Below are 24,727 nucleotides of genomic sequence, written 5' to 3'. Positions count from 1 at the left end.
TCATGCGTGGATGGATGCATGGCGGAGTCGAGCATGGCTTGACTCTACGGACTGTCGCGCCATTGCCAGTGGTTGGCGGTGACCTGCAACACCTGCGTCGGTCGCAATGCCTGCAGCAGGTGCCGGTCGTGGCTCACCATCACCAGCGCGCCCGGCCACGCCGCAAGCAGTTCCTCCAATGCCTGCAATGCGCTCAGATCCAGCGCATTGCCGGGTTCGTCCAACAGCAACAGCTGGGGCGCGGGATCGGCGTACAGCACGCTGGCCAGCGCACCTTTCACGCGTTCGCCATCGCTGAGGCTGTGGGCTGCCCGCTGGATGCGCTGTGCATCCAGCCCGAGCAGGGCCAGCCGCGTGCGCAGCTCGCCTGGGTCCGCGCCCGGGTTGGCGGCCTGCACGGTGTCGAGGATGCTGCGCTCGCCGGACAGCCCCAGCAGCTGCTGGTCGAGCAGGGCCAGTGGCGCATGCCGTTGCACGGCGCCACTGCGTGCAGGCAGCTGGCCGGCCAGCACACGCAGCAGGGTCGATTTGCCGCTGCCGTTGTCACCGACCACGGCGATGCGCTGGCCGCGGCGGATCTCCAGCTGCAACGGTGCACTGCAGCCATGTGGCAGCACCAGCGCCTCGGCCTGTAGCAGGCGCATGCTGCCACGGTCACCCGCACCGGCGAACAGTGCCAGTTCCGGCGCCGCGTGCACCGCCGATGCCGCTGCGCGCAGATGCTCTGCGCTGGCCTGCAGGCGTTCGGCCTGCACCTGTTGTGCGCGGCCGTGGCTGGCCTCGGCGCGCTGCTTCTGCCGGCCGAGCAGGATCGGGGCCTGGTTGGCCTGCTTCGCATCGCGGTTGCCACGCGCCTGGCGTTGTTGTTGCCGTTCGTGCTGTTCGCGCGCGCTGCGTTGCTGCTGGCGGTGCTGGGCGCGCGCATGATCGAGCTGGGCGGCGGCAGCTTCGCGCTCGGCGGCGCGCGCATCGGCATAGTGCTGCCACGGTCCGCCGTAACGATGCAGCCCGCGCCCACCGAGTTCGACGATCTGCTGCATGTGCGCCAGCAGCTCGCGATCATGACTGATCACCAGCAGGCCACCGCGCCACTGCTGCAACTGCTCGTACAGCTGTTGGCGATGGCGTGCATCGAGGTGGTTGCTGGGTTCGTCCAGGATCAGCCAATCGGCACCGCTGGCCCAGGCACCGGACAGCGCGACCTGCATGGCCTGGCCACCACTGAGGCGCGCGGCCGGCTGGGCGGGATCGAGATCGTCGGGCAGTCGAAGCGCCTGCCATTGCTGCTGCAGGCGTTCGCGCAGATCCCAGCGGTCGCCGACGCAGGCGAAGTCGGCCTCGTCCACGCTGCCGGCTTCGATGCGTTGCAGTGCAGCCAGTTCCGCGCCGACGCCGGCCAGTTCACCGACCGTGCCGGCGGGCGGATAGCCGGGCGTCGGCAACAGGAACACGCGGCCACTGCCGCGCACCTGGCCAGTGTCGGGCAGCAACCGTCCGACCAGCAGGCGTGCGAGCACGCTCTTGCCGGCGCCATTGGCACCGACCAGGCCGGTGGCGACCGGTTCGAAGGAAAACGTCAGATCGGAAAACAGCGGGCGGCCGTCGGCCAATCGATACGACACGCGATCGAGCGTGAGGGAATGCGGGGTCATGCGACCTCCATGGATGCCGGGTTCTCCCCTGCGCGCAGGGGCGGGAAGAGTCAGGCCGTCTGGTGGGAAGACGGCGGCATCAATGGCGCATTGGTCGCGAGCCTCTGGGAGGAATGAGCGGCCAGTATAGCGGGGCTGGCTGAATGGTTTGATGGCGCGACTCTACAAAGGCATCCACGCATGGCGTGGAACTACTGTGGGCCGGGCATGGGGTGGATCGATCTCCTACGGCACGGTTTCCAGGCGCGCGCTGACGAAGTCGATGAACACCCGCAGCTTCGGAAGCACGTGGCGGCCGGAGGGCCACAGCAGGTGGAAGATGCCGCAGGAGTGCACGTGCTCGTCCAGAACGGTGACCAGGCGGCCATCGGCCAACGCATCGCGCACCGAGTGCACGGGCACGAAGGCCAGGCCGATGTCACGCAGGGCCAATGCCACGCGCGCTTCGATGGTGTTGGCCACCATGTGCACCGGCAGCTCCTGCGGTGTTTCATGGTCGGGCCAGTGGATCGGCCACAGTTCCAGCTTGCCGGTACTGGGGAAGCGATAGTGCAGCAGCGTGTGCTGCATCAGATCGGCCGGTGTGCGCGGCGTGCCGCGCCGCTGCAGGTAGGCGGGTGAGGCGACGATGCGGCGTGGAAACACACCCAGGCGTCGTGCGTTCATGCGTGAGTCGCTGGGCTCGCCGACGCGCAGCACGGCATCGAATCCTTCCTCGATGACGTCGACCAGCCGATCGCTGAAATCGAGGTCGAGGCGGATATCGGGATAGGCCGCCATGAACTCGGCCATCAGCGGCAGGGTCAGGTCGCCCACCAACGGCAGGCCGATGCGCAGCGTGCCGCGAGGCGTGGCGTGCGGCTGTGCCAGCTCGGTGCGTGCGGCATCGCGCTCGTCGAGGATGCGCCGGCAACGCGCCAGGAACAGCTGGCCTTCGGCGGTGAGGGTGATGCTGCGCGTGCTGCGGTGGAACAGGCGCACGCCCAGCGCATGCTCCAGGCGGGCAACGCATTTGCCAGCGGCCGAGGCCGAGATGCCCTGCAGGCGCCCGGTCTCGACGAAGCTGCGGGTATCGGCCGCGTGCACGAAGGTCTGCAGGTTGGCGAGGTTGTCCAGGACTGACATGGGCGTGTGGGCGATGAAAGCGGCAGGGTAGGTCGGCGCGGCCGTAGTGGACGGCTCCGCCATCGCAACACTGTGGTGCGGGGTGGCGTTGGGACCGTTGCGGCCTTGCAGTTCCGGCCATCATGCCGATTGCGGACTGCACGGTCCATGATGCCCGGAGCGGCAACCGGCTTTTTGCGCTGCGCCGTGCTGCCTAACGTGGCGGGCCTCTCCCCCACGGATTCCCGCGATGAATGCCGCTCCTTCCCTTGAACCCACGCCGACACTGCCATCGGTGCAGCGGCTGCTGCAGCAGGTGCACCCGCAGCGCCTGGTCGGTGCGGTGGTGCTGGTGCGCGAGCACGGTGTGCTGCGCCACGCCAGCGCGACCGGGCTGGCCGATCGCGAGACGGCCACGCCGATGCAGCGCGACCAGTTGTTCCGGCTGGCATCGGTGAGCAAGCCGCTGCTGACCACGGTGATCCTGCGCCTGGTAGCAGAGGGCGTGCTCGACCTCGATATGCCGGTGCAGCGCTGGCTGCCGGACTTCCGCCCGGCACTGGCCGACGGCAGCACGCCGCCGATCAGCCTGCGCCAACTGCTCAGCCACAGTAGCGGGTTGGGCTATCGCTTCCTCGAAGCAGATGCCGACGGCCCGTATGCGCGCGCTGGGGTCAGCGATGGCCTGGATGCGAACCCGCTCTCCCTGGCCGACAACGTGCGCCGCATCGCGCAGGCGCCACTGCTGTTCGCACCGGGCAGCCAATGGCTCTACTCGCTGGGCGTGGACGTTGCCGGTGCCGTTGCCGAAGCAGCGACGGGTGAAACGCTGCAGGCACTGTACGAGCGCTTGCTGGCCGCACCGCTGGGCCTGCGCGACACCGCCTTTGCTGCGCGCAACGCGGCACGCTTGGCCACGCCCTATGTAAGCGACGCGCCGCAGCCGCATCGCCTGCAGGAAGGCGAGGTGGTCGCTCCGTTCGAGGGTACGGTCGGCATCGAATACAGCCTCGCGCGCGCCACCGATGCCAGCCGTTTCCCCTCGGCCGGGGCCGGCCTGGTCGGTACCGCCGATGACGTGATGGCGGTGCTGGAAGCCTTGCGTGATGTGCAGCGTTCAGGCCTCCTGCCGTCCGCACTGGCAGCGGAGATGGCCAGCCCGCAGGTCGGCGAGCAGGGACCGCCGGAACCGGCCGGCTGGGGCTTCGGCCTGGGCTTTGCGGTGCTGCGCGATGCGGCCGCAAGCGGCACGCCGCAGAACGCAGGGACATGGCGTTGGGGCGGTGCCTACGGGCACAGCTGGTTTGTCGATCCTGTGCGCGGGCTGAGCGTGGTGGCGCTGACCAACACCCTGTACGAAGGCATGGACGGTGCCTTCGTCGATCAACTGCGCGATGCTGTGTATACCGATGTGGGGACCGTGCGATGAGCGGCCATGCCATCGATGCAGCCAGTCCCGCCGGTGAAGCCACGCGCCTGCCATGGGCCGGCCTGCTGGCGTTGGCCGGTGGCGGCTTCATCACTCTGCTGACCGAGACCCTGCCGGCCGGTGTACTGCGGCCGATGGGCGACAGCCTCGGTGTGAGTGATGCGGCGGTCGGCCAGCTGGTCAGCGTGTACGCACTGGGCTCGGTGATGGCCGCCTTGCCGATGACCGCACTGACCCAGCGCCTGCCGCGACGCCCCTTGCTGCTCGCTGCGATTGCCGGCTTCGTGCTGGTCAACACGCTGACCGCACTGAGCAGCAGCTATCCGCTGATCCTGGCCGCGCGTTTCCTGGCCGGCGTGAGTGGTGGCCTGCTGTGGTCGCTGGTGGCCGGTTACGCCGCGCGCATGGTGGTGCCGTCGCTGCAGGGCAGGGCAATCGCGGTGGCGATGGTCGGATCGCCGTTGGCGCTGTCACTGGGCGTACCGGCGGGCACCTTGCTGGGCCAGCAGATCGGCTGGCGTTGGGCGTTCGCGCTGATGAGCGTGCTGGGCGTGGGGCTGCTGGCGTATGCGCGTTGGGCACTGCCGGCCTTGCCCGCCGCCGGTGCTGGCCGGCGCATAACGCTGGGCACGGTGTGGCGCATGCCGGGCGTGCGCAGTGCACTGCTGGTGATGGTGCTGTACGTGCTGGCGCACAACGTGCTCTACACCTACATCGAACCGCTGGCGGTGGAGGCCGGCGCCGGCCCGTGGCTGGACCGCCTGCTGTTGGCCTTTGGCGTGGCCGCCATCGCCGGCATCGGCATTGCCGGCTGGGGCGTGGACCGTCATCTGCGCACGCTGGTGTGGGCGGCGGTGATCGGCTTCATCGTGCCGGTGCTGGCGCTGCTGCTGTGGCCGGGCGACGCGACCGCGCTGCTGCTGGCGACGATCCTGTGGGGCGTGGCCTTCGGTGCGGTGCCTACGTTGTTCCAGACCGCATTGGCACGGCGCGCGGGTGCCGCCGCGGATCTGGCGCAGTCGATGCTGGTGACCGGCTGGAACCTCGCCATCGCCGCCGGAGGCGTTGCAGGGGGTGTGCTGCTGCAGGCGGGCGGCCCGAACCAGTTGGGATGGCTGCCGTTGCTGCTGCTGGCGGTGAGCGTGGCGTGGCTGCTGGCACGGCCGAAGGCCTGGGTGTAGGCCCAGAGCAAACGTTACGGAGGTGCCGGCCAGCGGCCGGCACTACCGTGGTCCCCGCCATCCACGCATGGCGTGGATCCACCGAGCACAGCGACCCGCGTTTGCCTTTGCTTTTGCCTTCTTCCGTTGATTCCGTGGCGGGACGCCGCCGGAACCTGTCAGAGGCCGGGACGGTCGGGTTCGCGGGGGTGTCCGCGGCATGGATGCCGCGGCCAAGCCCCCACGGACGGGTTTACGGCGTCCCCCGCGAACCCGACCGTCCCGGCCAGCCCTGGGATAGCAATACGCGACCCGCCACGAGGGGCTCCGCCGTTCGCCGTCCTACTCCACTCCCTCACGCTCGATCGGCACGCTGCGCGGATTCTGCATGTGCTCCCGCGCCGCGCCATAGCGCTGCTGCCGCTTGTGATGGAACGCCACGAACTCATCCCGTGGCAGCGGCCGCGAGAACAGCCAGCCCTGCGCGAACTCGACCTTCCGGGTATGCAGGTACGCCAGCTGTGCCTCGGTTTCCACGCCCTCGGCCACCACCCACAGGCCCAGCTCCTTGGCCATGTCGATGATGTGCGGCGTCACCGGGCTGGTCGCGCTCTCGGTGCCGATCGCATCGATGAACGACTTGTCGATCTTCAGCGCATCCAGTGGCAGCTGCTCCAGGTACTGCAGGCTGGAGAAGCCGACGCCGAAATCATCAATGGCCACGCTGTGCCCGGCCCGACGTGCCTGTGCCAGCATCGTGCGGGCGCGGTCCAGATCGAGGAAACCGCGTTCGGTGGCTTCCATCCAGATCTGCTGCGGCAGGATGCCGCTGCCGGCCATGTGCTTGGAGATCATCTTCAGCGCACGGCCGCTGCTGATGTCTTCGGCGGCCAGGTTGATCGCAATGTGCGCGCTGCGGTCGGCCACCAGCAGTTCGCGCATGTCGCGCACCACGTTCTCGATCACCAGATCGGTGACTGCGGCGATCATGCCGGCCTCTTCGGCCAGCGGAATGAACAGGTCCGGCCGCACCTGGGTGCCATCCGGGCGCTGCCAGCGTACCAGCGCCTCGGCGCCGACGCAGATGCCGGTATCCAGTTCGATGATGGGTTGATAGTGCAGGTACAGCTCGCGGCGGCGGATCGCCGTGGCCAGCTCGCCGCGCAGGGACAGGCGGCGACGCGACAGCCAGATCACCAGGCCGGCACCGATGGCGGCCAGCAGAACGCCGATCGGCACGAACAGCCAGGCCTGCTGGCGGAAGGTCGCGGCAAGCGCGGTACGCGGCGTGGTTGCGATCGCCAGCCACTCTTCGTTGCGCGCGGTGGCGTACAGGGTGTTGTGGTCCAGGCCCTCACCGGGCGCGCGCAGCAGGGTCTCCAGCAATGCCGGATCCATGCCGTCCTGCCTGGCCAGGAGGCGGCCGTCCGGGCTGGCCAGGGCAAGGCGCACGTTCGGGTCGGCGATGACATCGACGAAGCGGCGCGGATCGACCAGCACGTCGTAGTTGCCATACAGGATCGACAGGACCTGGCGCCGTCCGCTTGCCTCGGGGCGCACATCCACGGCGATGCCGGCGCCATCACTGGTGACGTGGTCGGACCTGGGCTGGTTGACGTCGGACAGGAACGGGCCCCACGACGTGCAGCGCAGCTTGCCACCCTCGAAGTAGCCCATCTGGTCGACCGACGGCGAGGTCATCACCAGCGTCTGCATGCGCCGGATGTGGTCCGGCCCGCACGGATCGTAGGCGCCGGCCTCGGCGGACTTCAACGCGGCCAGCGCTTCCAGGTAGGACTGGTCGGCGCGGCGCAGGGTGCGGCCGGCGATGTCGCGCAGGCGCTGCTGCTCGACACTGACCGCACGGTCCCAGGTTGCATAGGCCATCACCGCGATCGGCACGGCTGCGGCCAGCAGCGCCAGTGCGGTGCCGCCGATGATCACGCGCAGCCGGCTCATGGCCGGGGCTCCAGCGGGGCGGGCAGGGCAGGGCGCATGGTCGGGCCGATCCTTGGGCAGGTGCGGCTATCTGAGCATGGCGCCGGGCCGGGCGGAATGGGATGAATCCGGTATTCGGTCACATTGTGATGAAAGCGGCCAAGTTTGACGGGATTGGCCCATCCGACGCTGGCGCTCCGGCCTGCGGAGGACTACCGTCGAACGCTTCGCCCGCCCTTTTGCCCGCGCCCATGACCGAGCCCGCAACGCCCCCCGAGCACCTGCGCCGCAGCCTGTCCAACCGCCACCTGCAACTGATCGCCATCGGCGGTGCCATCGGTACCGGCCTGTTCATGGGGTCGGGCAAGACCATCAGCCTGGCCGGCCCGTCCATCGTCTTCGTTTACCTGATCATCGGCGCGATGCTGTTCTTCGTGATGCGCGCGATGGGCGAGCTGCTGCTGTCCAACCTGCAGTACAAATCCTTCATCGATTTCTCCACCGACCTGCTCGGCCCCTGGGCCGGCTTCTTCTGTGGATGGACGTACTGGTTCTGCTGGATCGTCACCGCCATCGCCGATGTGATCGCCATTGCCGCCTACGCGCAGTTCTGGTTCCCCGGGCTTGAAGCCTGGAAACCGGCGCTCGCGTGCGTGATGCTGCTGCTGTCGCTGAACCTGGTGACGGTGAAGCTGTTCGGCGAGATGGAATTCTGGTTCGCGCTGATCAAGATCGTGGCGATCTGCGCGCTGATCATTACCGGCGCCGGGCTGGTGGCGTGGGGCTTCACTTCACCCAGCGGCCACACCGCGTCGCTGTCGAACCTGTGGAATGACGGCGGCATGTTCCCGATGGGCCTGGTCGGTTTCTTCGCCGGCTTCCAGATTGCGGTGTTCGCCTTCGTCGGCATCGAGCTGGTCGGCACCACCGCCGCCGAAACCGCCGACCCCGAGCGCAACCTGCCCAAGGCGATCAACTCGATCCCGGTGCGCATCATCATCTTCTACGTGCTGGCGCTGATCGCGATCATGGCCGTCACCCCGTGGCGCCAGGTGGTGCCGGACAAGAGCCCGTTCGTGCAGCTGTTCGTGCTCGCCGGCATCCCTGCCGCCGCCAGCCTGATCAATTTCGTGGTGCTGACCTCGGCCACGTCCTCGGCCAACAGCGGCATCTTCTCCACCAGCCGCATGCTGTACGGCCTGGCCGAAGAGGGCCACGCCCCGCGCGGGTTGTCGAAGTTGTCACGCGCCGCCGTGCCCGCCCGTGGCCTGCTGTTCTCGTGCCTGTGCCTGCTCGGTGGCACGCTGCTGATCTACCTGATTCCGAACCTGGTGACCGCCTTCACCCTGGTGACGACGCTGGCCACGGTGCTGTTCATCTTCGTCTGGTCGCTGATTCTGGTGGCCTACATGGCCTATCGCCGTCGCTACCCGGAGCGTCACGCTGCCTCGATCTTCAAGATGCCCGGCGGTGTTGCCATGTGCTGGGCCTGCCTGGTGTTCTTCGCCGCCGTGCTGGTGCTGCTGAGCCTGCAGGACGACACCCGCCAGGCGTTGATCGCCAGCCCGGCGTGGTTCGTGCTGCTGGGCGTGGGGTATTGGGTGCGCCGCAGGACCGCGAAATGACCGGGGATGCGGGGGCGGCAAGGCCGAAATCGGGAACGTCGGAAGCGTCGACTGTTAGTCGACTGCTCTCCCGTGGGCTTCCGGAAAACCCCGCGCTGCGCGCGATAGTCGACTGACAGTCGACTCTACCGGCGCCGGCGCCGGCGCCGGCGCGGGTGCAGCCCTGCCGGCCCCCATTCACCCAACATTAGCGGGCGCGGCCGGATGATCCGGCCGCCATGCCCCGTCACCCTCTCCTGCTTGCGCTGTTGCTGCTGCCCAGCCTGTGGCCCGGGCTGGCCGCCGCGCGCACCGTCTACCGCTGCGTGCAGGGCAACACCGTCAGCCTGGCCACCGCGCCGGAACCCGGTTCACGCTGCACCCCGAAGGAAATCGACGACAACGCCATCCAGACCCCGAACCTGTGGGGCAACATGGGCGTGTTCAGCGGCGTGCTGTACGAGCGCGAGCAGGATGGCGCGCTGGTCTACTCCACCCGCAACCTGCCCGGCTCGCGGGTGTTCCTGAAGTTCACAGTGGCCACGCCGCCGGGCGAACCTGCCCACGAAGGCCTGGGCAAGGTCGGCAAGCCGCAGTTGGCGCAGCACGCCAAGCAGTTCAAGGCCGCGGCCAAGGCCACGGGTGTCGATGACGCATGGCTGCGCGCGATTGCCCATGCCGAAAGCAACTTCGATGCGCTGGCGGTCTCGACCAAGGGCGCACAGGGCGTGATGCAGTTGATGCCGGAGACCGCACAGGAATATGGCGTGCGCGATCCGTTCTCGCCGCAGCAGTCGATCGAGGGCGGCGCGCGCTACATGCGCGCGCTGCTGCGCCGCTACAACGGCGATCGCCCGTTGGCGGCGGCCGCCTACAACGCGGGCATCGGTGCAGTCACCCGCTACAAGGGCGTGCCGCCCTACGCCGAAACCCTGGCCTATGTGGACAAGGTGATGGCCCTGTATGCACGCTACCGCGAAGCGATGGGCATCCGTACCGAGGTGCCAGCCCGCTAGGCGGAAGGTGTAGTGCCGAGCCCACGCTCGGCGCCACAGAAAATCGGCTCAGCGCGAAGTGGAAGCGCTGACCAGGTCGTAGCGCTCAATGCGGCCGACGCGTGCCACCTCGGCCTGCACGTCGGCGCGCTGCTTCAGCGCACGCCAGGCCGCATCGATCTTCACGTCACCGGGCAGCGAGGGGTAGGTGCGCATGTCCTGCAGGGAGGCCAGCGCCTCGCCACGGTCGGTGGGGGAGCGCAGCTGTTCGATCAGCACTGCGGCTGCGCCGTCCAGGTTGCCTTCGTCCAGCAGCATCTCGCGATGGAATAGGCGTGCGTCGTCGCGCTGGGCAAGGATCACCGAGCGGGCGGCTTCCACTGCCTGGGCATCGCCGCGTTCGCGGGCGGCAGCGAACTGCAGCAGTGCCTGGGCCGCCTTGCCGTAACCGGCCAGGCCTGGCATGTCATTCACTGCGGCAGCAGCGTCCTGCATGCGGCCCAGCGAACTGAGCACGAAGCCGACGTTGAACTGGTGCTCGGCACCATCCGGGCCCAGCGCACCGATGCGTGCGGCCAGCCTGGCTGTGGCCAGCGCATCGTCGGTACGGCCCAACCGGCGCAGCGCCGTAAGCCGGCTGTTGAGCAGCCATGCCACCCATTCGGCTTCCGTCGCCGAGGGCGACTCACCTTCGGCCGCCGCACCGGCCATGCCATCGGTCAGTGCCAGCACTTCCTCGTTGCGGTCCAGCATCAGCAGCGTACTGCTGAACTCGGCCATGCGTGCGTCCAGCGCCCGGTCGAGCAGGCCGGAGACCCGCAGTTCGTCGAGGTGTTTCTGTGCAGCCTGCACCGGATCGAAGCGGGCATCGGCGCGGTCGACATAGCGATCAAACCGCTTGTCACTGCGCAGGCGGATGATCTCGGCGGGGCCGGTGATGCGCGCCAGCGTGGCGGGAATCCTGTCGCCACGGCCGTTGTCGGCCTGCAGCGTGGCCAGCGCCAGCCACAGCCCGGTGGGTTCCAGGCCGCCGCTCTTCCAGCCGTTGTCGAACAGCGCCTGCAGCAGTTCCATGCGCTGCTGGGGCTGGTCCCGCAGGCGGAACTGCAGGTAGTTGATCGCGTGGTGGTCCACCGGCAACGGCGCGTCGGCATGCTTCAGCGCCTGCACCAGGTGCTTCGTGGCAGGTGCCGGTTGGTTCTCGGACAGTTCCACCGAGACCAGGGTCAGCAGGATCTGCGCGTCGTCCGGCAGTGCTTCCTGTGCGCGCTGCAGGTAGCGGCGCGCCTGGTCCGGCTTCTTCTGCACCATTGCGGTCCAGCCGGCCACCTGCGCGGCGCGGCCGCGGTGTTCGGCATCGAAGTCATCCAGCATCGGATCTTCCATCAGCCGTTCCATCGCGATCAGCGCACCCAGCGTGTTGCCACTGCGCGACTGCTGGATGGCTTCATCCCATCGCGTGGCATAGGCCTGGTGCATCGCATCGGCGGTGACGGACGGCTTCTGCGGCACCACCGTGATCGAAGCAGTGGCGGATGTGCTGGCCAATGCGGCAAACAGCAGGGCGGCGACGGTGAGGATGCGGGGCATGGAGGATTTCCATCCGTGGGAACCGCATTGAACCCGCTGCAGCCAGCGAGAACAAGCGCGATGGATGGAACTCTGGCGTTTGACCGCACGATTGGCCATGGCGGATCGTGCGTTCAGCGACTATTGTCGGTGCCTCTTCAGACAGCAGGCAGGCAGCGCAGCACGATGGCACGGTGGCAATGGATGGCGGCAGGCGTAGCATTGGCGACGGTAGTGGCATTGGCCGCAACCTGGTGGGAGACACCGCTGCATACGCTGGGTGAACCGGCGGGTCCGGTTCCAACGCCGCTGGCGTGGACCGCGCAGATCGAACCGCTGGCCGGCGATGGCCACCCGGGTGACCGCGATGGCGCGTCCGCGCAGGCACGTTTCGCCGATCCGTACGCGTTGCTGCGCAGTGCCGATGGCAGCGTCTATTTCACCGATGCCGGTGACAACAACCGGATCCGCCGCCGCTTGCCCGATGGCCGCGTTGAAACGGTGGCCGGGCAGGGCGAGGGACGCGTTGATGGCCCGGCACTGCAGGCCAGTTTCAATACGCCTTCGGGCATTGCCGCCGACGCGCAGGGCAACCTGTATGTGGCCGACACCGGCAACCATGCCATCCGCCGCATCGGCATCGATGGCCAGGTGACCACGCTGGCCGGTGGTGAACAGGGCCACGCCGATGGCCCTGCCGCGCAGGCACGCTTCGATGCGCCGATGGGCATCGCAGTGGATGCGCAGGGCCAGGTCTACGTGGCCGATACCTTCAATGACCGCATCCGGGTGATCGGTACTGATGGCAACGTGCGCACCCTGGCCGGCGGCGATCGGCCCGGCCTGGCCGATGGCACGGGCGCCACTGCGCGCTTCGATACGCCGGTGGCGCTGGCCTTCGATGCGCAGGGCGCGCTGCTGGTGGCCGACCTTTTCAACAACGCGGTGCGCCGCGTAGGCGCCGACGGCACGGTGAGCACCGTGGTCGCCGCCGGTGGCGTGATCAATGGGCCGCTGTCGCTGGCCACCACGCACGACGGTGTGCTGTACGTGGGCGATCTTGATGGCCGCATCGTGCAGGTGACGCCGCAGGGCCACCAGATCGCGCTGGTCGGCAATGGCCGCCTGCCGCGCCTGGCCCGCCCGAGCGGGTTGGCGCTGGATGCCGATGGCAGCGTGCTGGTGGCCGACGCCGCCAGCTACCGCCTGCATCGCCTGCGCCCGCTGCCGGTGGGCGAACTGCCGGCACCGGCACTGGTCGGCCCGGCTGCCGATGCGGCGTTGCCGGAGACGGGCGGTCGCTGGCCGCTGGCACCGCAGGACGGTTGGCATGAAGTGGTCGGTACGTTGGGTGAGGTGCGCGGCAACTTCACCGGCGAGAGCCGCCACCACCTGCATGGCGGTTTCGACGTGCGCGGTGATGTGGGCCAGACCGTACTGGCGATTGCCGAGGGCAAGATCAGCAGCCCGGTGGCCGCCTGGAACCTGGGCGAGCAGGCCGAGGGCCTGGCCGTGGACCGCCTCAAGTACATCCACATGCGGGTCGGCCGCACCCCGCGCGATGAGCCCTACGATGCGCGCTGGCAGGCGTTGTATGACGAGCAGGGCAAGCTGGAGCGGATGCGCGTGCGCCGCGGCATGCGCATCCACGTCGGCGACCGCCTGGGCAGCATCAACAACCAGGCGCACGTGCACCTGGCCGTGGGCACCGGTGGTTTCGAGACCAATGCCGTGGCGCTGGGCTTCCACAACTACGCCGACCACTTCGCACCGCGCATCACCGATGTGGCGCTGCTGGACGACAACGACCAGCCGATGGCCGCCGGCAGCGATGGCGTGGTGATGGTGGCGCGCCAGGGCCGCGGCGTGCAGATCGTGATCGAGGCCTGGGACCAGGTCGACAACAACCTGCCGCGTCGTCGCCTGGGCATGTACCAGGTGGGCTACCAGATCCTCGATGCCGGCGGACAGCCGCTGCAGGGTTACGAGCAGCCGCGCTGGAACATCGTGTTCAACCGCATGCCGCCGCAGAAGGAAGCGGTGCGCGTGGCCTACGCACCGGACAGCGGTATCACGGTGCATGGCAGTGCGGTGACCCGGTTCCGTTACCTGGCCACCAACACCGTGCGTGATGGCCTGATGGAGACCGGGCGCTGGCAGCCGGCGGCGCTGCCGCCGGGCGAGTACATCGTGCGCGCCAGCGTGCGCGACTACAGCGGTAACGAAGGCGTGGGCCCGCGCGAGCTCAGGGTACGGCTGCTGCCATAGCCGCAGCCGGGGCGCCGCAGCGCTCGCGCTCGGCGTCCATGTCTTCCAGCGGCCGCACCTCGATGCTGCCGAAGCGCGCCCACGGGAAGTCGCGGGCGATGCGCATGGCTTCGTCGCGGTCGCGGGCGACGATCAGGTTGAAGCCGGCCAGCAGTTCACGGGTTTCGGCGAACGGGCCATCCAGTACACGGCTGTGGCCATCACGCACGCGCAGGGTCTGCGCGGTGTCGACCGGCTGCAGTTTCTGCGCGGCCAGCAGCGTGCCCTCGGCCTGCAGTTTGTCTGCGTGGGCCAGGCAGTCGCGCATCAGCGCATTGAATTCTTCGATGGGTAGGGCCTGCAGCAGGGCAGGCTCGATGTAGATCAGAAGCAGGTACTGCTGCATGGCACGGTCCTGGCGGGGGCGGGGGCGGGGGCGGGGGTCCATGATGGCGCAGGATTGCGCACGGGCATGTTGCAGCGCGGGAGGCGGCGCCTTCGGCGGGGATCGGCGAACGGCGGAGCCCCTCCGTGGTGGGTTGGGTTGGTCGCTGAAAGCGGGTTTCCTGAGGGTGGGCCGGGCGGGTGGGATTGGCGGGGACGCCGTGAATCCGTCCTTGGAGGCTTAGCCGCGCCATCCATGGCGCGGATACCCCGCCAATCCCACCCGCCCGGCCCCAGACAGATTCCGGCGGCCGATCCACCACGGGAAATCAACAACAAGAGCAAAAGCGGGTCGCTTCGCTCGCAAAGCCGAGGCCGCCAGCCAACCGCCGTTGCCGTTGCTTTCGCTGTTGCTGTTGCTTTTGCCTTTTCTCTTGATCTTCCCGTGGTGGGTACCGGAGGCAGGAAACTGTCCAGGGCCGGGTGGGTAGGCGGGGCGGGGGTGTCCGCGGCATGGATGCCGCGGCCAAGCCCCCATGGATGGGTTTACGGCGTCCCCCGACCCGCCTACCCACCCGGCCAAACCCATGAACCCGAGCTTTCAGCGACCAAACCCACCCCACCACGGAGGGGCTCCGCCGTTCGCCGACCCTCGCCGAAGGCACGCTTTCCGCGCAAGAAAAAAATTTCCAACAGACGTGTCGATTCCCAGCCCCCTGGTTCGTTGTACCCAGTGAAGGGCACGCACCACGCGTCCCCACGGGAGACCGCAATGAAAGTGATGGTGATCGTGAAGGCCAACGCCGACTCCGAAGCCGGCCGCATGCCCAGCGAACAGGAACTGTCCGAAATGGGCGCCTTCAACGAGCAACTCGTGGCCGCCGGCATCATGCTCGCCGGTGAAGGCCTGCACGCCACCCAGCGCGGTCGCCGCATTCACTTCGGCAGCGGCGCACCCAGGGTCGAGGCCGGTCCGTTCGGCCCCGCCGGCGACCAGATCGCCGGCTTCTGGCTGTGGGACGTGCGCTCGCTGGAGGAGGCCGTTGAATGGGCCAGCCGTGCGCCGTTCAACAGTGGCGGCACGCTGGAGCTGCGTCCGCTGATTTCAGCCGAAGACTTCGGTGAAGCCTTCACCCCCGACTTACAGCAGCAGGAACAGCGTCTGCGTGCACAGCTGGAAGGTTGACCCGATTCATCTCCCTGCCGGGCCCGACCCGGCACTACTGCCCTGAACCGCACAACGGAGTATTGCCATGAAACTGATTCCCTTCCTCGGCTTCAGCGGCCAGGCCCATGAGGCGATGGCGTTCTACGCCAAGGCACTGGGTGGCCAGGTCACCTCGGAAATGAAGTACCGCGACATGCCGCCCTCCGATGGGTCGCCCGGCTGCAACGAGATGCCGCCGGAAACCCTGGACCACGTCGCGCACAGCCAGCTGGAAATCGGCAGCGCCATCGTGATGGCGGCCGACGGTCCCGGCGGTGGCGAGGGTGGTTCGACCACCATCAATGTCGACGTCGACAGCATCGAGGAAGCCGAGCGCGTGTTCGCGGCGCTGGCCGAAGGTGGCCAGGTGCAGATGCCGATCGCTGAAACGTTCTGGGCGCACCGCTGGGGCATGCTGATCGACCGCTACGGCAAGCCGTGGATGGTCAACTGCATGAAGCAACCCTGATTCCTCTCTCTCTCTTTCATCCACAAGGAGCTTCACCGATGAGTGCACCGCAACCGCAGATGATCTTCGTCAACCTGCCTGTGCAGGATCTCAACGCATCCAAGGCCTTCTTCGCCGCGCTGGGCTACAGCTTCAACCCGACCTTCACCAATGACGATGCGGCCTGCATGGTCATCAGCGAGAGCATCTTCGTGATGCTGCTGACCCAGCCGTTCTTCAAGCAGTTCACCAACAAGGCGATTGCCGATGCGCACAGCCACACCGAGGTGATCACCTGCCTGTCGGCCGACAGCCGCAAGGCGGTGGACGTGATGGTGGACAAGGCGCTTGCGGCGGGGGCCAGCGAACCGCAGCCGGCGCGCGACTACGGCTTCATGTACCAGCGCGGCTTCCAGGACCTGGATGGCCATCTCTGGGAAATCGCACACATGGACGGCGAGCCGGGCTGACGGCCGCCGCAAGGGAGAACCCTCATGGCTTACGTGGATGCTTACGTGCTGCCGTGCCCACAGGACAAGGTGGCGGCCTACCGCCGCCTTGCCCGCAAGGCCGGTGCGGTGTGGAAGGACCATGGCGCGCTGCAGTACATGGAATGCGTGGCTGACGATGTGGAACCGGGCAAGAGCACCTCGTTCCCGCGTGCGGTCAAGGCAAAGCCCGGCGAAACGGTGATCGTCGCCTTCGTGGTGTTCCGTTCGCGCGCGGCGCGCGACCGCATCAACGCCAGGGTAATGGCCGACCCGCGGCTGGCGTCGCTGGGCCCGAAGGACATGCCGTTCGATACCAGGCGCATGTTCTGGGGTGGCTTCAAGCCGATTGTTGAAGCGTGAGCTGCGGCGCTTGTGCGGGCCGGGCGTGCGTGCTGTGATCGGCGCATGCCCGATCCCGCACTGACGCAGCGTCTGGAAACCCTCTGGCGGATGGAATCGCCGGTGTTGATCGCGCGCCTGGCGCGGCTGCTTGGGGGCGATGTCGGCCGTGCCGAGGAGCTGGCCCAGGACACCTGGCTGGCCGCGCTGGAGCGCTGGCCGGAACAGGGCATCCCGGACAACCCCGGAGCCTGGCTGATGACCACTGCGCGCAACCGTGCCATTGATGTGCTGCGCCAGCACCAGCGGGTGGCGCAGCAGCATGCGCAGTGGGGCGAGGAACTGCACCCAGCGGCGCTGCCGGCACCGGATGACAGCCAGGCGCTGGAGGATGACCTGGGTGACGATCTGCTGCGGTTGATGTTCGTGGCCTGCCATCCGGTGCTGCCGGCCGATGCGCGGGTGGCACTGACCCTGCGCCTGCTCGGTGGCCTGACCACCGTCGAGATCGCACGTGCGTTCCTGCAGCCCGAGCCGACCATCGCCCAGCGCATCGTGCGCGCCAAGCGCACCTTGGCGCAGAAGCAGGTGCCCTATGAGGTGCCGCGCGCGGACGCGATGCCCGAGCGACTGGCTTCGGTGCTGGAGGCGATCTACCTGGTCTTCAATGAAGGTTACGCGGCCAGCGCCGGCGATGACTGGATGCGTCCGGCGCTGTGCGAGGAGGCACTGCGGCTCGCGCGCATCCTGGCGCACCGGCTGCCGGTGCCGCCGGTGCTGGGTCTGCTGGCACTGATGGAACTGCAGGCATCGCGTGCTGCGGCACGGACCGACGCGCAGGGCGCGCCGGTGCTGCTGGACCAGCAGAACCGCGCGCGCTGGGACTGGCTGCAGATCGAACGCGGGCAGCAGGTGCTGGCCCGCGCGCTGGCCGCCGGTGGTGCTGATGATCCCTATGTACTGCAGGCGCGCATCGCCGCCTGCCATGCGGCTGCGCGTCGGGCTGAAGCCACCGACTGGCCACGTATCGCTTCGCTCTATACCCGGTTGCTGCAGGTGATGCCTTCGCCGGTTGTCGCTTTGAATCGGGTCGTGGCGGTGCTGCGCAGCGAGGGCGCGTTCGCTGCGTGGGCACAACTGCAGCCGCTGCTGGTGGATGCACGCCTGCGCGACTATGCCCCTCTGGAGGTCGTCCGCGCGGAGATACTACAGGCGCTGGGGCGCGACCTCGACGCACGTCAGGCTTTTGCCGAAGCCGCCAGACTCAGCCAGAACCAGGCGGAGCGGGGCCTGCTGCGCCAACGGGCCGGACTGCCGCCCCAGGAGTGACTGCGACGAACGCAGCACTTGTCGGCAGGCGCCTGAGCGGCTATGTTTCGCGCCCAGCGGACGCATCAGCGTCCGCATTCCGTGCGTATTGACCGAGGAGCGGTTGGATGTATTCAAGGACGAAGAGCGCATCGCGCGCTTTTGCGCGCCTGCTTGCCTGTGCCCTGTGCCTGGCCGTGTGGCCGATGGCTGCGCAGGCGGCTGACAAATCGCAGCAGGCCTACTGGGCCGGTTTTGCCTATACCGCGGATGCCGCTGCCGTGCAGGCGACCACGCCGCATGCGCATGCCGTGCTGGAAAAGCGCGGCCTGATCCCGCTGAACCAGACCCTGGCGCAGGCGCTCAAGCGCCGGCCGCCGGCGAACCTGGAGCTGATCGACCAGCCGGTGGCGATGCTCGACGGCACCACCAGCGCGACGGTGCTGGCCGCCGCACTGGACCGCGAACTGGTCTCGGTCGAGCCGATCGGCAACCAGTACAAAGTGCTGGTGGAAGTGGCCCTGCAGGCACTGTTCTTCGATTTCCGCGAGCGCCAGGTGATCGCGTCCTATCCGCTGACCCTGCAGCGCATCGACGTGCAGGATTACCGGCCGGACAACGACGATATCGACGCGATCGTCGCCGATCTGCTGTACGGCAGCGCCGATACCAGCCTGTCGCAGGTGCTGGCCGCCAGTCTCGCCCAGGCCAAGCTGCCCGATGCCGCCGTGCGTCGCCTGCAGGTCGGTGGCGTAACCCTGTCCGACGCGGTCCGCGCCAAGCTGCCCGACCCGAAGTGGGAAACCCCGCTGCGCGCCACGCTGGCCCATGAACTGTCCAAGACGCTGTCGTCCAATACCGGCGTCGGCCTGCTGCCGCCGGCCTCGGGCCAGGCGATCGGTGGTGCGATGGCCGCCCGCTTTGCCGACGGCAAGGTCTACCAGCTGAAGATCCCCGAGCCGGACTACGTCATCACTGTGCAGGTCGATGCGCTGAAGAATGGCGTCATCAATGAAACCCCGGCGATGAAGACGATGCTGTTCGGCGCATTCTTCACCGCCAAAGTGACCGAACCGTTCTCCGGCAAGGTCTATTTCGAACAGCCGCTGCGCAAGGGCGCCACCAAGGTGGTGCCGGTGACGCAGTGGCAGGTCGACCAGTGGTCGGCCAGCTACGAAACCCTGCTGGCCGGCTTCGATGCCTTCGCCGGCGCCGCCGCCAAGCGTGCCGATTCGCGCGCATGGCTGGACGAACAGAAGCCGGGCGGCCGCCCGTTGCAGCAGCAGACCCAAGCCCTCCAGGAGTTGATCAAGTCATGTCGTTGATGCGTACCATCCTGCTCATCCTCATCGCGCTGGTGGTGGCCTCGCCGGTCGCCGCGCAGACCGCGAGTTCGCGCGGTACCGGTTCGGCCAGCTACGGCCTGCGCCTGAGCGCCGACACCCGCGCCCAGGCCCTGAACAAGGCCAAGGTCAATGCACTGGAGGCGTACATCGCTGAAACCGGTGCGGCGAAGCTGCGCCTGTTCGAAGCCCGCCGCGCCGAGTTCATCGGCGAGATCGACCGTTATGTGCTCAGCGCCGTGCCGCTGTCGGACACCGAAGACAAGAAGGCCAAGACCTACACCGTCACCGTCCGCGCCGAGATCAACACCACGCTGCTGCAGACCAAGCTGGATGCAGGTTCGGCCGTGGCCGGTGCCACCGCCGCGCAGCGTTCGCTGCTGACCTTCCTGTTCATGGCACGCTCGCAGGACACCGTGCAGTCGTTCCAGGACAAGGAATACCGCCGCGTCGACGCCAGCAGCAGCTACAGCGAGAACACCCGTGAAGGCGACAGCTTCCGCGGCAACTCGGTCAGCACCAACGGCAGCATCAACCAGAACGGTTCGGTGTCGGTCACCAGCGGTGGCAGCACCACCCAGCGCAGCGACAACATCAGCTGGAAGGTGGCCAACGCCGCTGAAGTGAACACCGCGATGACCGGTGCCTTCAGCGCCGCCGGCTACGAAGTGGTTGAAGCCGAGTACGTGGAAGGCGAATCGCGCGGCCTGCTGAGCATCGAGCGCATCCGCAAGGACTTCAGCACCGGCAACGACCTGTCTGCCGCCACCCTGCGCGATACCGCCAACGGCATCCGTGCGGCCAACATCCCTTACATCGCCGTCGGTACCCTCGACGTCGGCATGCGCGACCGCGATCCGGCCAGCGGCAACACCCGCGTGTTCGTCACGGTCACCGGCAAGGTGCTGGACGTGACCGGTCGTTTCCCGCGCACCGTGTCGTCGGTGGGCCCGGTGCAGTTCTCCGGCACCGGCCCGAATGAAACCGTGGCCCGTACCAATGCCCTGCAGCTGGCTGCCGAGAAGGCCGCCCAGCAGATGATCAACGAACTGAACGTCAAGGCAGTCCGCTGATCCGCCACCCGGTGGGTGCCGAGCTCGCTCGGCATCGCGCTGGGGTTGCCGATTCCCACGTGCCGCTTCGCGGCCGTCTCTCCCAAAGGACACTCATATGATCCGCAATACCGCTCTTGTCGTGGCCATCGCTGCCGCCACCCTGTCGATGCCGGCCCACGCGGGCCTGGGCAAGCTGAAGGACCTGGCCGGTGCCGCCACCGGCACCTCCAGCAGCAGCGCCTCCAGCGCCGCCGCTCCGGACGAAGCCGCGCAGGAAGCGCTGGTGCGTCGTTTCGTCAGCTCGCAGTCGCACTCGCTGCAGGCACAGACCTCGTTCGCCCGTGCCTTCGGCCTGGCCGAGCAGGTGCAGCTGCTGGAAGCCGAGCGCCAGGCGCTGTCGTCGGGTTCGGTCAGCGTCGATGCGATGAAGAAGTCGGTGTCGGTCAGCGAAGCTGCGCAGGCCGCGATCAACGAGCGCCAGGCCGCTCAGCCGGAACTGAACGCTGAATCCAAGCAGCACTACGCCGAAGGCCTGGTCTCGCTGCTGGCGTCGGCAGCCGAAGCACAGAAGCTGGGCGGCGAAGCCAGCAGCTTCACCGCCGGCATGAAGAACCTGGGCGCGACCCAGCTGGCCACCGTTGGCCGCAAGCTGGCAGCGGGCGCATGGGTGGCCAAGGAATCGCCGGGCTTCATCCAGGGCTTGTACGGTTCGACCAAGTCGGCCGTGACCTTCGCCAGGAAGAGCAAGGTGAAGGTGCCGTCCAACGCCGACTCGATGCTCGACTCGATCTGATCCGAGGCGAATCTCCATGCGTATGACAACCCGTTTGATCGGCCTGGGCCTGGCCGCCGCGCTGCTTGCAGCCTGCGGCAAGCAGGACACCCCGGCCGCCGCGCCCGCCAAGGACAAGGCAACCAGTGCACTGGCCAGCAATGCGCCAGTGGAAGCAGCGCCCCTGCGTGGCACGCCGGATTTCGGCGGCACCACCCAGGTCGCGCGCGAAGCCGACGGCATCGGCAGCACCCCGGAACTGGCGGTGCTGGCGGCGCTGCAGTCGGCCGTGGCGCAGGTCAACGGCGTACGCGTGGCCAGCCAGATGCAGGGCCTGCGCGCAGGCCTGCATGTGGATGTGGATGGCGAACACGTCGGCGATATCCGCGCCGACGCGTTCACCCAGCAGATGATCGCCGGCTCGCAGGGCGCGGTGCTGGGCTATGAAATCCTGTCGCAGGATGAAGTGCGGCAGCTGGACGAGGAAACCATCGCCCGCGTGCGCGCCAGCGATGAAGGCTGGAGCTTCAAGGGCTCGGCGTCGGCCACTGCGTCCGGCGAAGCCTCGGCCAAGAGCGGTTCGGCCTCGGCCAGCGTCAGGGAAAGCTACGACGAGAAGGTCAGCGTCGATGCCAAGCGTGGTGCAAGCTCGTTCGATTCCGACGTGACCCACCGCAGCATGCGCAGCTACTGGAAGGTGCGCGTGCGTGCACAGATCGCCCAGTACCGCGCACCGGACGAGCAGGGCAAGCCGAAGATCGTGGTTGCACTGCCGCGCACCAAGGCCGGCAGCTACGCCGTAGGCGATGGCCGCGTGGATGCCGATGAAGTGGCCGACGCGATCCGTGCGCGCCTGTCCGACACGCTGACCCAGACCCAGCGCTTCATCGTGCTGGACCGCGAGTTCGGCGACGAACTGCAGGCCGAGATCGACCACATCAACAGCGGCAACGTGCGCCTGCAGGACACCGCGCGCGTGGGCCAGCAGCTGGCGACCGATCTGATCCTGATACCGACCATCGAACGCTTCGAGTACCCGCGCAGCGTGCGCAACCTGCGCATGTCCGACCGCCAGGTGACCTCGTACTCCGGTGGCGGCCGCATCACCCTGCGCCTGATCAACGCCACCACCGGCCAGGTGGTGATGTCCGACAGCTTCGACCACCAGCTGGCCTCGACCGGCCCCAGCACCCTGCCGCGCGTGGTCAACGGCCGCAACATGGCCGCGGCGATGATGGAATCGCTGTCGGGCCAGATCGGCACCAGCATCGTCACCACGCTGTTTCCGGTGTCGGTGGTCTCGGTGGACGGTGACCAGGTGGTGCTGAGCCAGGGCGGTGACACCGTGCAGGCCGGCCAGCGCTGGCAGGCCGTGCGCCTGGGCGAAGAACTGAAGGACCCGCAGACCGGCCGCTCGCTGGGCCGCAGCGAACACCCGTGCTGCACCATCCGCATCGACCGCGTCGCTGCACAGACCTCGTACGGCACCATCGAAGACGGCGTCGACGCGATGCGCGGCGGTTTCCGTCCGGGCCAGATCGAGCTGCGCCAGAAGCTGGGCAGCAAGCCGGCTGCCGCCGCCGCAGGCGCGACTGCCTCGGCCGCTCCCGCAGCTGCCGCACGCCCGGCCGCCAAGCCGAAGCCCAAGCCCGCTGCCGCGCCGGCCGAAGACCCGAACTGGTAACAGGCTCAAGCAACACACCGATGGGGTCAGAGCCCTTTCCCGCCGGGAAAGGGATCTGACCCCTTCGTGTTTTCCATGCGTGTCGACCAAGGTCGACACCTACCAACAGCACCGGGAAGCTGTCGAAGGCGGGGTGGGTCCGGTTGCGGGGGTGTCCGCGGCATGGATGCCGCGGCCAAGCCCCCAAGGACGGGTTTACGGCGTCCCCCGCAACCGGACCCACCCCCCCGTCCCACCGAATGCCTGCTTCTGCTGTTGCTCTGGCATCGGCAGGTGCAGGGCGCAGCCCTGCCGAATCCCATTACACTCCAGAAGGATTTCCTGCTGGAGAGAGCAATGAAACGAGTAGCACTGGGCCTGCTGGCCCTGTCGGTGTCGAGCGCACTGATGGCGGCGACCCCGAAATTCGATGGCGCGCGGATCTCCGCCGACGTCAAGGAACTGGCCTCCGACGCCTACGAAGGCCGCTCCCCGGCCACCGCCGGCGAAGAAAAGACCATCGCCTTCCTCAGCAAGCAGTTCGCCGACGCCGGCCTGCAGCCGGGCGGTGACCTCAAGGACGGCAAGCGCCTGTGGACCCAGGCCGTGCCGCTGCGCAAGGGGGACATCGTCGGCGCGCCGCAGTTGGCATTGCACCAGGGCGGCAAGACCCTGCCGCTGGAACAGGGCAAGCAGATTGCCGTGCGCGCCGCCATGAACGGGGCCAGCAACGTCGACATCAGCAAGGCCCCGCTGGTGTTCCTCGGTTACGGCGTGAAGGCCCCGGAGCGCAACTGGGACGACTTCAAGGGCGTGGACCTGAAGGGCAAGATCGCCGTCGTGCTGATCAACGACCCGGACTTCGAGACCGGCCAGGGTGACTTCGACGGCAAGGGCATGACCTACTACGGCCGTTGGACCTACAAGTACGAAGAAGGCGCCCGCCAGGGCGCGCTGGGCGTGCTGATCGTGCACGAGACTGCACCGGCGTCGTATGGCTGGGCCACCGTGGCCGGCTCCAACACCAACACCATGTTCGATGTGGTGCGCGACAACCCGGCCGACAGCCACCCGCTGCTGGAAGGCTGGATCCAGCGCGACCTGGCCGTGGAGCTGTTCCGCTCGGCCGGGCAGGATTTCGAGGCGCTGAAGAAGAAGGCGCAGCAGCGCGACTTCACCCCGGTGCCGCTGACCGGCGCCAGCCTGGACGCGAAGTACGCGGTGAAGACCGAAGTGATCACCTCGCACAACGTGGCCGCACGCCTGGAAGGCAGCCGCCACCCGGACGAGACCATCGTCTACAGCGCGCACTGGGACCACATCGGCGTGGGCGAGCCCGACGCACGTGGCGACCGCATCTTCAATGGCGCACTGGACAACGCCAGCGGCACCGCCTCGCTGATCGAACTGGCCCGCGGCTTCGCCAAGGCCAAGCGTCCGGAGAGGTCAGTGCTGTTCCTGGCGGTCACCGCCGAGGAAAAGGGCTTGCTGGGTTCGGAGTACTACGCCACCCATCCGCTGTATCCGCTGGAAAAGACCGTGGCGGTGATCAACATGGACGGCATGGCGCCGTTCGGGCCGTCGCGTGACTTCGGCATCTACGGTGCCGCGCGTTTCGAGCTGCTGGACCAGCTGAAGGACGTGGCCAAAGGCTGGGATATCCGCTACACGCCGGACCCGAAGCCGGAAGCCGGCCTGTTCTTCCGCTCCGATCACTTCCCATTCGCCAAGCGTGGCGTTCCGGCACTGTCGTGGTCGGCCGGCCAGGACTGGGTGGACGGTGGCGTGGCCGCAGGCAAGAAGGCCTCCGAGGACTACACCGCCAAGCGCTACCACCAGCAGGGCGACGAATGGCAGCCGGACTGGGTGTTCGCCGGTGCCGCCCGCGACCTGGAAGTGCTGTACACGCTGGGCAACCAGCTGGCCAACACGCGCAGCTGGCCGAACTGGAGCAAGGACGAATCGTTCCGCGCCGTGCGTGACGCCAGCGCCGACCAGCGCAAGTAAGGGCATGCGCCG

20 protein-coding genes are annotated in these 24,727 nt (G+C 67.9%); 15 read left to right on the top strand and 5 right to left on the bottom strand.

Annotated elements, in window-relative coordinates; translation table 11 throughout:
* Positions 1-44 precede the first annotated feature (44 nt).
* Entirely contained in the window at positions 45-1,652 is a 1,608-nt protein-coding gene (locus tag AC5P6X_RS15055) for an ATP-binding cassette domain-containing protein (protein ID WP_322534490.1), read from the bottom strand.
* 225 nt (positions 1,653-1,877) lie between these two features.
* The gene (locus AC5P6X_RS15050; RefSeq protein WP_005407877.1) at positions 1,878-2,777 is read right to left on the bottom strand and encodes a LysR family transcriptional regulator; all 900 of its coding nucleotides are present in this window, start codon (positions 2,775-2,777) and stop codon (positions 1,878-1,880) included.
* 229 nt (positions 2,778-3,006) lie between these two features.
* On the opposite strand from AC5P6X_RS15050, the gene AC5P6X_RS15045 reads away from it, so the two are divergent.
* Both AC5P6X_RS15045 and AC5P6X_RS15040 read left to right on the top strand, forming a co-directional pair.
* Complete coding sequence (locus AC5P6X_RS15045) at positions 3,007-4,185, top strand: serine hydrolase domain-containing protein (protein ID WP_099604748.1); 1,179 nt, start codon at positions 3,007-3,009, stop codon at positions 4,183-4,185.
* Entirely contained in the window at positions 4,182-5,366 is a 1,185-nt protein-coding gene (locus tag AC5P6X_RS15040; protein ID WP_099604747.1) for an MFS transporter, read from the top strand. The genes AC5P6X_RS15045 and AC5P6X_RS15040 overlap by 4 nt, the downstream gene beginning before the upstream one ends.
* 321 nt (positions 5,367-5,687) lie before the next feature.
* Here the strand turns inward: AC5P6X_RS15040 and AC5P6X_RS15035 are convergent, their stop codons facing one another.
* Positions 5,688-7,304 (bottom strand): EAL domain-containing protein, encoded by a 1,617-nt coding sequence (locus AC5P6X_RS15035; protein ID WP_005412097.1) that lies wholly within the window; start codon positions 7,302-7,304, stop codon positions 5,688-5,690.
* A 230-nt stretch (positions 7,305-7,534) separates the two neighbouring features.
* Here AC5P6X_RS15035 and cycA point away from each other — a divergent pair, with 230 nt between their 5' ends.
* Positions 7,535-8,908, top strand: a complete 1,374-nt coding sequence (gene cycA / locus AC5P6X_RS15030) for a D-serine/D-alanine/glycine transporter (RefSeq protein WP_049448468.1) — start codon at positions 7,535-7,537, stop codon at positions 8,906-8,908.
* Positions 8,909-9,126: 218 nt separating this feature from the next.
* Positions 9,127-9,903: a lytic transglycosylase domain-containing protein gene (locus tag AC5P6X_RS15025; RefSeq protein WP_005407882.1), complete on the top strand. Its 777-nt coding sequence runs from the start codon at positions 9,127-9,129 to the stop codon at positions 9,901-9,903.
* 48 nt (positions 9,904-9,951) lie between these two features.
* On the opposite strand, the gene AC5P6X_RS15020 is transcribed toward AC5P6X_RS15025, so the two are convergent.
* A complete protein-coding gene (locus AC5P6X_RS15020; protein ID WP_108270576.1) occupies positions 9,952-11,472 on the bottom strand; it encodes a tetratricopeptide repeat protein in 1,521 nt (506 codons plus the stop codon).
* Positions 11,473-11,637: 165 nt separating this feature from the next.
* Here AC5P6X_RS15020 and AC5P6X_RS15015 point away from each other — a divergent pair, with 165 nt between their 5' ends.
* Positions 11,638-13,719, top strand: coding sequence for an NHL repeat-containing protein (locus AC5P6X_RS15015; RefSeq protein ID WP_123958186.1), 2,082 nt, complete (start codon positions 11,638-11,640; stop codon positions 13,717-13,719).
* On the opposite strand, the gene AC5P6X_RS15010 is transcribed toward AC5P6X_RS15015, so the two are convergent.
* Complete coding sequence (locus tag AC5P6X_RS15010) at positions 13,697-14,104, bottom strand: YciI family protein (RefSeq protein WP_010484148.1); 408 nt, start codon at positions 14,102-14,104, stop codon at positions 13,697-13,699. The genes AC5P6X_RS15015 and AC5P6X_RS15010 overlap by 23 nt on opposite strands.
* Before the next feature lie 750 nt (positions 14,105-14,854).
* Here AC5P6X_RS15010 and AC5P6X_RS15005 point away from each other — a divergent pair.
* The 10 genes from AC5P6X_RS15005 (at position 14,855) to AC5P6X_RS14960 (ending at position 24,715) form a co-directional block, all read left to right on the top strand.
* The gene (locus tag AC5P6X_RS15005) at positions 14,855-15,268 is read left to right on the top strand and encodes a YciI family protein (protein ID WP_049449785.1); all 414 of its coding nucleotides are present in this window, start codon (positions 14,855-14,857) and stop codon (positions 15,266-15,268) included.
* Positions 15,269-15,335: 67 nt separating this feature from the next.
* The gene (locus AC5P6X_RS15000; RefSeq protein ID WP_005407887.1) at positions 15,336-15,758 is read left to right on the top strand and encodes a VOC family protein; all 423 of its coding nucleotides are present in this window, start codon (positions 15,336-15,338) and stop codon (positions 15,756-15,758) included.
* A gap of 38 nt (positions 15,759-15,796) precedes the next feature.
* Positions 15,797-16,207, top strand: a complete 411-nt coding sequence (locus tag AC5P6X_RS14995) for a VOC family protein (protein ID WP_049395630.1) — start codon at positions 15,797-15,799, stop codon at positions 16,205-16,207.
* Positions 16,208-16,231: 24 nt separating this feature from the next.
* Positions 16,232-16,588, top strand: coding sequence for a DUF1428 domain-containing protein (locus AC5P6X_RS14990; RefSeq protein WP_005407889.1), 357 nt, complete (start codon positions 16,232-16,234; stop codon positions 16,586-16,588).
* Positions 16,589-16,633: 45 nt separating this feature from the next.
* On the top strand, positions 16,634-17,896 hold the full coding sequence (locus AC5P6X_RS14985) for an RNA polymerase sigma factor (protein ID WP_049449783.1): 1,263 nt from the start codon (positions 16,634-16,636) through the stop codon (positions 17,894-17,896).
* Between the two features lie 107 nt (positions 17,897-18,003).
* The gene (locus tag AC5P6X_RS14980) at positions 18,004-19,200 is read left to right on the top strand and encodes a hypothetical protein (RefSeq protein WP_033833696.1); all 1,197 of its coding nucleotides are present in this window, start codon (positions 18,004-18,006) and stop codon (positions 19,198-19,200) included.
* Positions 19,191-20,291, top strand: coding sequence for a hypothetical protein (locus AC5P6X_RS14975; protein WP_005407892.1), 1,101 nt, complete (start codon positions 19,191-19,193; stop codon positions 20,289-20,291). Before AC5P6X_RS14980 ends, AC5P6X_RS14975 begins: the two co-directional genes overlap by 10 nt.
* A gap of 97 nt (positions 20,292-20,388) precedes the next feature.
* A complete protein-coding gene (locus tag AC5P6X_RS14970; RefSeq protein ID WP_012479008.1) occupies positions 20,389-21,066 on the top strand; it encodes a hypothetical protein in 678 nt (225 codons plus the stop codon).
* A 16-nt stretch (positions 21,067-21,082) separates the two neighbouring features.
* Positions 21,083-22,729, top strand: a complete 1,647-nt coding sequence (locus AC5P6X_RS14965; RefSeq protein ID WP_043033936.1) for a CsgG/HfaB family protein — start codon at positions 21,083-21,085, stop codon at positions 22,727-22,729.
* 336 nt (positions 22,730-23,065) lie between these two features.
* Positions 23,066-24,715, top strand: coding sequence for a M28 family metallopeptidase (locus tag AC5P6X_RS14960; protein ID WP_049449782.1), 1,650 nt, complete (start codon positions 23,066-23,068; stop codon positions 24,713-24,715).
* The last annotated feature ends 12 nt before the right edge of the window (positions 24,716-24,727 follow it).

This window comes from Stenotrophomonas sp. YJH_SMC_40, assembly GCF_059368615.1.
The sequence above is the reverse complement of the archived record's forward strand: the minus strand, read 5'-3'. Positions and strand labels throughout refer to the sequence as shown.